The organism is Salipiger sp. (assembly GCF_059781815.1).
Genome location: NZ_JBYNAH010000191.1, coordinates 1 through 10272, shown reverse-complemented (window position 1 = coordinate 10272; position 10272 = coordinate 1). Strand labels below are relative to the sequence as shown.

Annotated in this window: 14 protein-coding genes; 12 read left to right on the top strand and 2 right to left on the bottom strand. The window is 67.7% G+C overall.

Going from position 1 to position 10272, the window contains the following annotated elements:
* Positions 1-381 (top strand): LabA-like NYN domain-containing protein (locus AC6RA4_RS18935; protein WP_500163025.1); only part of this gene is annotated, 381 nt, incomplete at its 5' end.
* A 40-nt stretch (positions 382-421) separates the two neighbouring features.
* On the top strand, positions 422-871 hold the full coding sequence (locus AC6RA4_RS18930; protein WP_500163024.1) for a YqaA family protein: 450 nt from the start codon (positions 422-424) through the stop codon (positions 869-871).
* 13 nt (positions 872-884) lie between these two features.
* Here AC6RA4_RS18930 and AC6RA4_RS18925 read toward each other — a convergent pair whose 3' ends face one another.
* Complete coding sequence (locus AC6RA4_RS18925) at positions 885-1352, bottom strand: c-type cytochrome (protein ID WP_500163022.1); 468 nt, start codon at positions 1350-1352, stop codon at positions 885-887.
* Positions 1353-1487: 135 nt separating this feature from the next.
* Here AC6RA4_RS18925 and ispH point away from each other — a divergent pair, with 135 nt between their 5' ends.
* The 6 genes from ispH to AC6RA4_RS18895 all read left to right on the top strand — a co-directional run bounded on the left by ispH (position 1488) and on the right by AC6RA4_RS18895 (position 5251).
* The gene (gene ispH, locus AC6RA4_RS18920) at positions 1488-2435 is read left to right on the top strand and encodes a 4-hydroxy-3-methylbut-2-enyl diphosphate reductase (protein WP_500163020.1); all 948 of its coding nucleotides are present in this window, start codon (positions 1488-1490) and stop codon (positions 2433-2435) included.
* 81 nt (positions 2436-2516) lie between these two features.
* Positions 2517-3125: a LysE family translocator gene (locus AC6RA4_RS18915; RefSeq protein WP_500163018.1), complete on the top strand. Its 609-nt coding sequence runs from the start codon at positions 2517-2519 to the stop codon at positions 3123-3125.
* Positions 3122-3577, top strand: a complete 456-nt coding sequence (locus AC6RA4_RS18910) for a DUF3429 domain-containing protein (protein WP_500163016.1) — start codon at positions 3122-3124, stop codon at positions 3575-3577. The genes AC6RA4_RS18915 and AC6RA4_RS18910 overlap by 4 nt, the downstream gene beginning before the upstream one ends.
* A complete protein-coding gene (locus AC6RA4_RS18905; protein ID WP_500163014.1) occupies positions 3574-4161 on the top strand; it encodes a class I SAM-dependent DNA methyltransferase in 588 nt (195 codons plus the stop codon). The genes AC6RA4_RS18910 and AC6RA4_RS18905 overlap by 4 nt, the downstream gene beginning before the upstream one ends.
* A complete protein-coding gene (rnhA, locus tag AC6RA4_RS18900) occupies positions 4154-4618 on the top strand; it encodes a ribonuclease HI (RefSeq protein ID WP_500163012.1) in 465 nt (154 codons plus the stop codon). Before AC6RA4_RS18905 ends, rnhA begins: the two co-directional genes overlap by 8 nt.
* Before the next feature lie 12 nt (positions 4619-4630).
* Positions 4631-5251 (top strand): trimeric intracellular cation channel family protein, encoded by a 621-nt coding sequence (locus AC6RA4_RS18895; RefSeq protein ID WP_500163010.1) that lies wholly within the window; start codon positions 4631-4633, stop codon positions 5249-5251.
* A 132-nt stretch (positions 5252-5383) separates the two neighbouring features.
* Here AC6RA4_RS18895 and AC6RA4_RS18890 read toward each other — a convergent pair whose 3' ends face one another.
* Positions 5384-6562: a MalY/PatB family protein gene (locus tag AC6RA4_RS18890; RefSeq protein WP_500163008.1), complete on the bottom strand. Its 1179-nt coding sequence runs from the start codon at positions 6560-6562 to the stop codon at positions 5384-5386.
* Positions 6563-6667: 105 nt separating this feature from the next.
* Here AC6RA4_RS18890 and def (AC6RA4_RS18885) point away from each other — a divergent pair, with 105 nt between their 5' ends.
* The 4 genes from def (AC6RA4_RS18885) to AC6RA4_RS18870 all read left to right on the top strand — a co-directional run bounded on the left by def (AC6RA4_RS18885) (position 6668) and on the right by AC6RA4_RS18870 (position 10231).
* Positions 6668-7183, top strand: a complete 516-nt coding sequence (gene def, locus AC6RA4_RS18885) for a peptide deformylase (protein WP_500163007.1) — start codon at positions 6668-6670, stop codon at positions 7181-7183.
* 74 nt (positions 7184-7257) lie between these two features.
* The gene (gene def, locus AC6RA4_RS18880) at positions 7258-7755 is read left to right on the top strand and encodes a peptide deformylase (RefSeq protein ID WP_500163005.1); all 498 of its coding nucleotides are present in this window, start codon (positions 7258-7260) and stop codon (positions 7753-7755) included.
* Entirely contained in the window at positions 7752-8246 is a 495-nt protein-coding gene (gene def / locus AC6RA4_RS18875; RefSeq protein WP_500163003.1) for a peptide deformylase, read from the top strand. The genes def (AC6RA4_RS18880) and def (AC6RA4_RS18875) overlap by 4 nt, the downstream gene beginning before the upstream one ends.
* Positions 8247-8398: 152 nt before the next feature.
* Positions 8399-10231: a calcium-binding protein gene (locus AC6RA4_RS18870; protein ID WP_500163002.1), complete on the top strand. Its 1833-nt coding sequence runs from the start codon at positions 8399-8401 to the stop codon at positions 10229-10231.
* Positions 10232-10272: the final 41 nt, after the last annotated feature.

The following is a 10272-nucleotide window of genomic DNA, read 5'->3' as shown; positions in this document are numbered from 1 at the left end:
GACTGGCTGCACTACAACGGCTTCACCATGGTGACCAAGCCGGCGAAGGAATACACCGACAGCCAGGGCCGCCGTAAGGTCAAGGGAAACATGGATATCGAGCTTACCGTCGATGCCATGGAGCTTGCGCCGCGTGTCGATCATATCGTGCTGTTCTCGGGCGACGGGGATTTCCGCCCGCTGGTGGAAAGCCTGCAGCGTCAGGGCGTGCGCGTGTCGGTCGTTTCGACCATCCGCAGCCAGCCGCCGATGATCGCCGACGAACTGCGCCGCCAGGCCGACAACTTCATCGAGCTCGACGAGCTGCGCGAAGTCATCGGCCGTCCGCCCCGCGAACAGCAGGCGGAGCGCAATTTCGAGGTCGCCAGCAGCGGCAACTGAGACGTGAATGCGGGACTTTCGGGGATGAGGCCCTGCAATCATGCTATCTGAAGCCGCCGCGCTTGGCGGTCTGTTCCTGGCGGCCTTCGGGGCCGCCACGATCCTGCCCTTCCAGTCCGAAGTGGTCTTTGTCGGGATGCAGCTCGGCAACGCGGCGCCGTTGCCGCTGATCCTGCTCGTCGCCAGTGTCGGGAACATCCTCGGCGCTGTCCTCAACTATGTGCTGGGGCTCTGGATCGAGCATTACCGTCACCGACGCTGGTTCCCGGTGAGCGAGGCGCAGCTCGCGCGGGCCCAGCGCCTTTACGCCCGCTGGGGCGTCTGGACGCTGCTGCTGAGCTGGGCGCCTCTGGGAGATGCCTTCACGGTGATCGCAGGGGTGATGCGTACCCATTGGGCAGTGTTCCTCACCCTCGTCACGATCGCCAAGACCGGGCGCTACACGGTGCTTGCCTGGGCCACGGCCAAGGCGATGAGCGGCGCCTCCTGAGCCCTCCCGAGCGCTACTGATAGGCTGAGGCGCGGGCGTTGATCTCGTTGTGGATCTCGACCACCTCTTCCGGCCAGGTGCTTTTGATATAGGCCATCACGTCGAGGATCTCATCCTCGCTGAGGATCTCTCCGAAACCGATCATTTTGGAACGGTAGTCACCGCCGACCATCGCCTCGGTGCCATGGGTGACGATGGCCAGAAGCTGCGCGTCGGGATGATGCCATGTGTGCCCCGTGGGATCGTGCGGTGGCGCCGGCAGGAAGCCTTCGGCGTCGCGCTCCTTCCAGTCGGGCTGGCCCTCGAGCGCGTCGCCGTGGCAGGCCGCGCAGTTCTCGGCATAGAGCGTCGCCCCGTTCGCGACGCGCGCCGCGTCGGTATAGGGAAACAGACCGGGCACCGGTTCCGCACTCATCTGCGCCAAGGCCCAGCCCCCGGCCAGCAGCGCCACAATCCCCGCACCGACTGCAATTCGCGTCATCTCATCCTCCCCCGTCGCGCCGCGCAACTATTCCGCCCGCCCCGGCGCCCATCAAGTCACAGCTTCGTCAGACCCGCCGAAGGGGTCGACGGCGCCGCCTGCAGGCATTACCTCGGGAAGGAACAGGAGTTGTCCATGAAGAATCCGCTCACCCTCTACCTCGCCGCCCCGCGCGGCTTCTGCGCCGGTGTCGACCGGGCGATCAAGATCGTCGAGATGGCGCTCGAGAAATGGGGCGCGCCGGTCTACGTGCGGCACGAGATCGTGCACAACAAGTTCGTCGTCGACGGGCTGCGCGACAAGGGCGCGGTCTTCGTCCAGGAGCTCGAGGACTGCCCGCCGGACCGACCGGTGATCTTCTCGGCCCACGGCGTGCCCAAGGCCGTTCCGGCCGAGGCGGCGCGGCGCGAGATGGTCTATGTCGATGCCACCTGTCCGCTGGTCTCTAAGGTCCATATCGAAGCCGCCCGGCACCACGAGAACGGCCTGCAGATGATCATGATCGGCCATGCCGGCCACCCCGAGACCATCGGCACCATGGGTCAGCTGCCCGAGGGCGAAGTGCTGCTGGTGGAAACCGTCGAGGATGTCGCCCATGTCGAGGTGCGCGACCCCGCGCAGCTCGCTTTCGTCACCCAGACCACGCTCTCGGTCGATGACACGATCGACATCGTGGCGGCGCTGAAGGCGCGCTTCCCGGCCATCGTCGGCCCGCACAAGGAAGACATCTGCTACGCCACCACCAACCGCCAGGAAGCGGTCAAGGCCATCGCGCCCGATTGCGACGCGCTGCTGGTGGTGGGCGCGCCGAACTCATCGAACTCCAAACGGCTGGTCGAGGTCGCCCGCAAGGCCGGCTGCCGCTATGCCCAGCTGGTGCAGCGCGCCGCGAACATCGACTGGCGCGCGCTCGAGGGCATTTCCTCGGTCGGCGTCACCGCCGGGGCCTCGGCTCCCGAGGTGCTGATCGACGAGGTGATCGACGCCTTCCGCGACCGCTTCGACGTCACCGTCGAGATGGTCGAGACGGCGCAGGAGAACGTTGAGTTCAAAGTGCCCCGCGTCCTGCGCGAGCCCGCCTGAGAGCCGCGCCTCAGCGCGCCTCGCGGGCGTTGACAGCCCGCGACGAATGCGAAACCTTTCCTCCTATCAAGGGAGGATCCGATGCTGAGCCTGCAATTCCTGCTCACCGCGCTGGTCGTGGTGCTCGCGCCCGGTGCCGGCGTGGTCTACACGCTCGCCGTCGGGCTCGGGCAAGGCCGCCGCGCCGCGATCTGGGCGGCGCTCGGCTGCACCTTCGGGATCGTGCCACACCTCGCCGCCGCGATGCTTGGGCTGGCCGCCCTGCTGCACACCTCCGCAATGCTTTTCACCACCGTGAAGCTCGCCGGCGCACTCTACCTGCTCTGGCTCGCCTGGCAGGCTCTGCGCGCAACCGGCGCGCTTGCGGTGAGCGCCTCGCCCCGGCGCGAGAGCGGCCCGCGCACCGCCCGCCGCGGTGCGCTGCTCAACATCCTCAACCCCAAGCTCTCGCTGTTTTTCCTCGCCCTGCTGCCGCCCTTCCTGTCGGGCGCGCAAGAGACCGCGCAGAGCGAGATGATGCTGCTCGGCGGCGTCTTCATGGCGATGACCTTCGCGGTCTTCGTGGTCTACGGCCTCTTCGCCGCCCGCGACTGGCTTCTGGGCAGCGAGCGCGCCATGCGCTGGCTCAATCGCTCCTTCGCGGCGATCTTCGCGCTGCTCGCAGGCCGCCTCGCGATGGAGCGCGCATGACCGGCCCCGTCCCCCGCAGCGCGCTCTATCTCGCCCTGGCCGGCCTGCTGCCCTTCCTCTGGGGCGTGCTGACCCTGCTGTCGGACAGCGCCTACGATCTTGCCTACACGACCGTCGGCGGCCGCTTCGTCGGGCCCTACGTGCAGCTTGCCTACGGCACGGTGATCCTTGCCTTCATGTCCGGCGTGCTCTGGGGCTTTGCCACGAGGGCCGATCCCCGACAGGCCCCGATCTGCTACGCGCTCTCGGTGATCCCGGCGCTCTGGGCCTTCTTCATGGCCGGCGGCGGGCCGGTCTCGGCCGGGATGAACCTGATCTTCGGCTTTCTCGGCCTGCTGGCGCTCGACTGGCAGTTCTGGCGCTGGGGGCTGGCGCCGAAATGGTGGATGCACCTGCGTCTGCCGCTCACCGTCGCCGTGGTCGCCTGCCTGCTGGTCGGGGTGCTGGTGTGAGCGACGCCAAGACCCTCGCGGTCTACGCAAGGCGCGCCCAGGACTACGCCGCGCTTCAGCCCGATGAGCCGTTCGAGACCCTCACCGCCTTCATCACGCGCCTTCCCGAGGGCGGGCGCGTGCTCGATCTCGGCTGCGGCCCGGGCCACGATTCCGGCCATATGGCGAAGGCCGGCCTCAGCGTCGAGGCGCTCGACGCCTCGCCCGAGATGGTCGCGCTGGCCCGCGCCAGCCACGGCGTCGACGCGCGCGAAGGCAGCTTTGACGATCTCGACGCCGAAGCCCGCTATGACGGCATCTGGGCCAGCTTCAGCCTGCTGCACGCCCCCCGCGCCGAGATGCCCCGCCACCTCGCCGCCATCGCCCGCGCGCTGAAGCCGGGTGGCCTCTTCGGCCTGTCCCTCAAGGAAGGCACCGGCGAGGGCCGCGACCGGCTGGGGCGGTTCTACACCTTCTACACCGAGGACGATCTGCGCACCCTGCTCGCAGATGTCGGCCTCACCATCCACGAGGTGACCCGCGGCGAGGGGCGGGGCCTTGACGGCAGCACCTCGACATGGATATCGGTCCTCGCCCATGACTGATCTTTTTGCATATACCGACGGAGCCTGCTCCGGTAATCCCGGCCCCGGCGGCTGGGGCGTCCTGATGCGCGCGAAGAATGGCGACGAGATCGTCAAGGAGCGCGAGCTCAACGGTGGCGAGCCCGACACCACCAACAACCGGATGGAGCTTCTGGCGGCGATCAATGCGCTGGAATCGCTGACCCGTGCCTCGCGCATCACCGTGGTGACCGACAGCGCCTACGTGAAGAACGGCGTCACCGGCTGGATCCACGGCTGGAAGCGCAACGGCTGGAAGACCGCCGCCAAGAAGCCGGTGAAGAACGCCGAGCTCTGGCAGCGCCTCGACGAGGCCCAGCGCCGCCACGACGTCACCTGGGAATGGGTCAAGGGCCACGCCGGCCACCCCGAGAACGAGCGCGCCGACGAGCTCGCCCGCGCCGGCATGGCGCCGTTCAAGCCCGGCAAGGGCGCCTGAGGGCGGGCCGCGATGAGCCCGCTCGAACTCCTCGATTACGCCTCCGTCCTGATCTTCGCCCTGACCGGCGCGCTGGCGGCCAGCCGCGCCCAGCTCGACGTGGTGGGCTTCGCCTTCCTCGCCTGCCTGACCGGCGTCGGCGGCGGCACGCTGCGCGACCTGCTGCTGCGCCGCGAGGTGCTGTGGATCGCCGACCCCACCTATCTGGCGGTGGCCTGCGGCGCGGCCATCGTGGTGTTCTTCACCGCCCACCGGCTGGAAAGCCGGCAGCGCGCCATCCTCTGGCTCGACGCGCTGGCGCTGTCGGTGGCGGTGCCCGCCGGTGCCGGCATCGCGCTCGCCGCGGGCGCGCCGGTCTCGGTGGTGCTCGTCATGGGGGTGATGACCGGCTGCTTCGGCGGGCTGATGCGCGACGTGGTCGCCAACGAGCTGCCGCTGGTGCTCAAGCAGGGCGAGCCCTACGCCACCTGCGCGCTCGGCGGCGCCGGCGCCCTGCTCGCCGCCCATGCCTCGGGCATCGAGCCCGGCAAGGCGGCCCTCATCGGGGCCATCTTCACCTTCGTGCTGCGCGGCACCGCGCTGGCCTTCGGCTGGCACATCCCGGTCTACAAGGGCCGGCCGCCCCGCAACTGACCCGCGGCCACGCGCCATGCAGGGGCCGCAAAACAGCCCCCGCCCCTTCTCTGGTTCAAAAATACCTCGGGGTGAATGGCGCGCGCCCCGCGCGCCAGAGGGGCAGCGCCCCTCCTCCCCCCGAAGCCACCCTCACTGCAGGTCGGCAAAGGCCTTCTGCAGCCGCGCGCCCGCCTCGGCGACGATCTCGCGCGAGGTGGCGAGGTTCACCCTCACACAGGTCTCCCCACCGGCCCCGAAGGACGGCCCCGGGCTCACCGCCAGCTTGGCGATGTCGCGGATGCGGGCGTTGATCTCGTCGAACGCCATCCCGGTGCCCGAGAAATCCACCCAGGCGAGATAGGTCGACTGCAGCGGCAACGAGCGCGCGCCGGGGATGGCGTTCACCGCCGCGTCGAACACCTCGCGGTTGCCCGCCAGATGCGCGACCTGCGCGTCGACCCAGTCCGCCCCGTCCGGCGAGTAGGCCGCCGCGCTCATGATCAGCCCCAGCGCGTTGGGCTTGCTGTCGAGCGCGTCGAGCCGCGCCTGCATCGCCTTGTGGCGCTCCGCATCCGGGATGATCAGCGCGCCGACCCGCTGGCCCGCGAGGTTGAAGGTCTTCGACGCCGCGGTCAGGGTGATCAGCCGGTCGCGCACGCCCGGGGCCGCCACGTCCATCGGCACGAAGGTGTTGCCGGGGTAAATCAGGTCGTGATGGACCTCGTCCGACAGCAGCGTCATGCCGTTTCGCTCGGCGAACTCCGCCACCGCGCGCAGCTCGTCCGGGGTCCAGACCCGGCCCGACGGGTTCTGCGGCGAACACCAGATCAGCATGGTCTCCTTGCCGCTGAGCCGCGCCTGCGCGTCCTCGAGATCGAGCTCGTAGCGATCTCCCTCGCGCTTCAGCGGGCACTCGGTGACCGTGCGCCCCGCCTTGCGGATCTTGTTGGCGAACTCGTGGTAGACCGGCGAGAAGATGGCCACGTGGTCCTCGGGCTGCGTCCAGACGTCGATGCACATGGCGACGCCGTTGCCGAGCCCGTGGGTCACCACGATCCAGTCTTCCTCAATGGCCCAGTTGTGGCGGGTCTGCATCCACCACTTCACCGCGCGCGTGTAGCGCCCCATGTCCGAGAAATACCCGAAGATGCCGCGATCGAGCTCCTCCTGCACCGCGCGCAGCACGCAGGGCGCGGTGGGAAAATCGGAATCCGCGGTCCACATCGCAAGCCCGTCCTGCGGGTCGACCCCGAAGAGTTTTTCCATCAGGTCCCATTTTGCGGAACCGGTGCCGCGGCGGTCGATCCGCGAATTGAATAGATCGGTCATGTCGGGAAGGTCCTTCGTCTTCGTTGCCCGCACGCTAGCGTGCCCCGTTGCAAGCGCAACCCCCTGCGACTTGCGCGCTCACGCCGTTGTGCATAGATGAGGCGCATGAAACGCCCGATCCTCATCCACCCCGATCCGCGCCTGAAGAAGGTCTGCGCGCCGGTGTCCGATCTTTCGGACAAGCTGCGCGTGCTCGCCGACGACATGCTCGAGACCATGTATGACGCGCCCGGCATCGGGCTGGCGGCGCCACAGATCGGCGTGCTCGACCGGCTTATCGTGCTCGACTGCGCCAAGGCCGACGATGGCGAAGAGCCGCGTCCGCTGGTGATGTTCAACCCGCAGGTGGTCGCATCCTCGGACAAGCGCAACGTCTACGAGGAAGGCTGCCTGTCGATCCCCGACCAATATGCCGAGGTCGAGCGCCCCAAGATCGTCGATGTCGAGTGGCTCGACCGCGACGGCAACCTCAAGCGCGAGACCTTCGATGGCCTCTGGGCGACCTGCGTGCAGCACGAGATCGACCATCTCGACGGCAAGCTCTTCATCGACTACCTCAAGCCGCTGAAGCGCCAGATGATCACCCGCAAGATGGTCAAGCTCAAGCGCGCCCGCGCGTGATCGCCGCCCTGCCGCGCTCTGGCCGGCGCGCCCGTTTCGCCTATCTCTGAGACATACCCGAAGCGGAGACCCCGATGGCCCTGCGCGAGATCCTTCTCTGGCCCGACCCCAAGCTCAAGCAGCCCTGCGCCGAGGTCGGCGACCCCGCCTCTGTGTCCGAGCTGGTGACCGACATGTTCGAGACCATGTACGACGCCCCCGGCCGCGGCCTTGCCGCGCCGCAGGTGGGCGTGCTCAAACGGGTCTTCGTGATGGATGCCGGCTGGAAGGAGGGCGACATGACGCCGCTGGTCTGCATCGACCCGCAGATCCTCGCCGTCTCCGACGAAACCGCCTCAGGCGACGAGGGCTGCCTGTCGATCCCCGGCATCACCGCCTCCGTGACGCGCCCGGTCTGGGTCCGCATGGCCTATACCGATCTCAACGGCGAGCGGCAGGAACGCAAATTCGAGGGCGTTGAGGCCATCGTGGCGCAGCATGAGTATGACCACCTCGACGGTCTGGTGCATTTCGACCGGCTCGCGCCCGACACCGCCGCCGAGCTCATGCACGCCTACGAGCGCGCCAAATGACCGCCCGGCCCTGCATCCCCTGGCCCGACAAGCGCCTGCGCAGCCCCGCCGCCCCGGTTGACGAGATCACCGACGAGATCCGCGCCATCTGGACCGACATGATCGACACCATGGAGGCGATGCCCGGCGTCGGCCTCGGCGCGCCGCAGATCGGCGTCATGCTGCGCCTCGCGGTGGTCGATGCTTCCGAGGAGCGCGGCCAGCCGGTGCGCATGGCCAATCCCGAGATCCTGCACGCCAGCGTCAAGCTGCGCAGCCATGACGAGGCCAGCCCCAACCTGCCCGGCGTCTGGGCCAAGATCGAGCGCCCGCGCGCGGTCACCGTGCGCTTCCTCAACGAGGCGGGCGAGATCGAGGAGCGCGATTTCGTCGGGCTCTGGGCGACCTCGGTGCAGCACCAAATCGACCACCTGAACGGCAAGATGTATTTCGATCATCTCAGCAAGGTGAAGCGCGACATCCTGCTGCGGCGGGCAAAGAAGACGCGCTGAGATTGCCTCCGGTCAGGCGATCGGCTACATCAAATTGCCTCAATTGCCCCGCAATTGCTCCCTAATTTTCTACGACTCGCGGTTCAAAAGAGAGCACAAGAACCAGGTTGCGCCTGGCTTGATGTGATTTCCGTATGGAAGTGGGCAGTACGATGGCGATTTTTTACGTAACCACCGAGAACTGGAACTCCCCCGAGTTCTGGGCCACGGTGACAACCGATCTCGAGGACAACGCGCTCGACGTCTCGGCGCTGCCAGAGACCTTCGCGATCAGCTACGCCCAGGAGCCCGGCTTCCTCTCGATTTCGGACGGCAGCGAGACCTATGTGATCGGCGACAATACCGTCAGTGGCGGCGCCAACGCCTACCTTGGCACGCCCGGCGAATTCGCGCGTTTCGAAGTCATCGTCGGCTCGGCCGGCGGAGATTTGATCAACGGCAGCGATGAAAGCGACAATATCTTCGGCGGCGACGGCGATGACAGCGTTCTGGGCAAGGACGGCGACGATTCCATCACCGGCGGCTCGGGCGCAGACAGTCTGCTCGGCGGCGACGGCGCCGACACGATCACCGGCGAGGACGGCGACGACGATATCTACGGCAACGCAGGTGGCGATTCCCTGATCGGCGGCGAAGGAGCGGATTCGATCTATGGCGAATATGGCGACGATATCGTCAAGGGCGGCAACGGCGACGACCATCTCGAGGGCAACGAAGGCGCCGACACCCTGATCGGCGGCGACGGCGACGACTGGATGCGCGGCTCCTACGACAATGACGAGCTCTGGGGCGGCGCCGGTGACGACTATCTCTGGGGCGGCTACGGCGACGACACCTTTCACATCGAGAACGGCTTTGGCAACGACACCGTCGATGCCGAGGATGTCGAGGAAACCACCGGAGACGTGCTCGACCTCACCGCGGTCACCGACGGACTGCGCATCGACCTGAGTTCGCCCATCGCCGAGAGCGGCACCGTCAGCGACGGCAGCTCGGTTCTGACCTTCACCCAGGTCGAGACGATCCTGCTGGGGTCTGGCGACGACACCATCGCGCTGGCCGATTTCAGCGGGCTGGACAGCGTCAGCGGCTTCACGACGCCCGAGCTGCAGCCCGACGGCAGCTACCTGGCGCATGACGTGCTCGACGTCTCGGGCCTCACCGACATCGACGGCAACCCGGTCGACACCGCCGACGTGACCGTCAGCGACAGCGATGGCAACGCCGTGCTGACCTTCCCCGGCGGCGAGGCGATCACCCTGCTTGGTGTTGCCGCGGACGAGGTCTCTTCCGCCGCGCAGCTCGAGGCGTTGGGCATTCCCGCCGCTGCCGAAGAAGAGCCGAAACCCGAAGACCCCGAAGAGCCGAAAGAGCCCGAGCAGCCCACTCCCGAGGAGCCGACCGACGGCGAGAACGAGGGCGGGGACGACACGCCGGTGGTCGAGTCCGACGATCTGCCTCAGATCGATGGCGCGTTTGAGTTCGAGGCGACGGTGCGGATCGACGATCTCGCCGCAGCCAATGGCCAGACCATCTTCGAACAGGGCGGAGGCAGCGAGTATTCGATCAGCTTCGGCCAGTTCGGGCCAAGCTCGGCCGTGATCTTCGAGGTCATGCAGGACGGCGCCCGGTATTACATCGTGGCCGAGGACGCCCTCGTGTCCGGCGAAACCGCGACCTGGACCGTCGGCGTCGACGAGACCGGCCAGATGTATATCGACAAGGATGGCGAGCTTCTGGTCGCGGGGGACGGCGTCGTTCCCGCGGATGTCGAGCGCCAACCGACCCTTCTTGGCGACTCCGTCGTCGACACCCGGAGCACGCTGGTCGGAGAGATCGGCGAGGTGAGCGTCGCACAGGGCGATACGATCTGGTCCCCGGAGGAGGAGCCTGACGACTCCGAGGAGGAGCCTGACGACTCCGAGGAGGAGCCCGGCGCCCGCGGAGCCCCCCGACCCGGTGGACGACGAGGCCCCCGAGGATGAACCCCCGGACGAGGAGCAGTCCGATACCGACGAGGACCCGG

What these genes read in the sequence shown, in the direction of transcription:
- AC6RA4_RS18930 (WP_500163024.1), top strand. Translation starts at nt 422, where the DNA reads ATGCTATCTGAAGCCGCCGCGCTTGGCGGTCTGTTCCTGGCGGCCTTC.
- AC6RA4_RS18925 (WP_500163022.1), bottom strand. Translation starts at nt 1,352, where the DNA reads ATGACGCGAATTGCAGTCGGTGCGGGGATTGTGGCGCTGCTGGCCGGG.
- ispH (WP_500163020.1), top strand. Translation starts at nt 1,488, where the DNA reads ATGAAGAATCCGCTCACCCTCTACCTCGCCGCCCCGCGCGGCTTCTGC.
- AC6RA4_RS18915 (WP_500163018.1), top strand. Translation starts at nt 2,517, where the DNA reads ATGCTGAGCCTGCAATTCCTGCTCACCGCGCTGGTCGTGGTGCTCGCG.
- AC6RA4_RS18910 (WP_500163016.1), top strand. Translation starts at nt 3,122, where the DNA reads ATGACCGGCCCCGTCCCCCGCAGCGCGCTCTATCTCGCCCTGGCCGGC.
- rnhA (WP_500163012.1), top strand. Translation starts at nt 4,154, where the DNA reads ATGACTGATCTTTTTGCATATACCGACGGAGCCTGCTCCGGTAATCCC.
- AC6RA4_RS18895 (WP_500163010.1), top strand. Translation starts at nt 4,631, where the DNA reads ATGAGCCCGCTCGAACTCCTCGATTACGCCTCCGTCCTGATCTTCGCC.
- AC6RA4_RS18890 (WP_500163008.1), bottom strand. Translation starts at nt 6,562, where the DNA reads ATGACCGATCTATTCAATTCGCGGATCGACCGCCGCGGCACCGGTTCC.
- def (WP_500163007.1), top strand. Translation starts at nt 6,668, where the DNA reads ATGAAACGCCCGATCCTCATCCACCCCGATCCGCGCCTGAAGAAGGTC.
- def (WP_500163005.1), top strand. Translation starts at nt 7,258, where the DNA reads ATGGCCCTGCGCGAGATCCTTCTCTGGCCCGACCCCAAGCTCAAGCAG.
- def (WP_500163003.1), top strand. Translation starts at nt 7,752, where the DNA reads ATGACCGCCCGGCCCTGCATCCCCTGGCCCGACAAGCGCCTGCGCAGC.
- AC6RA4_RS18870 (WP_500163002.1), top strand. Translation starts at nt 8,399, where the DNA reads ATGGCGATTTTTTACGTAACCACCGAGAACTGGAACTCCCCCGAGTTC.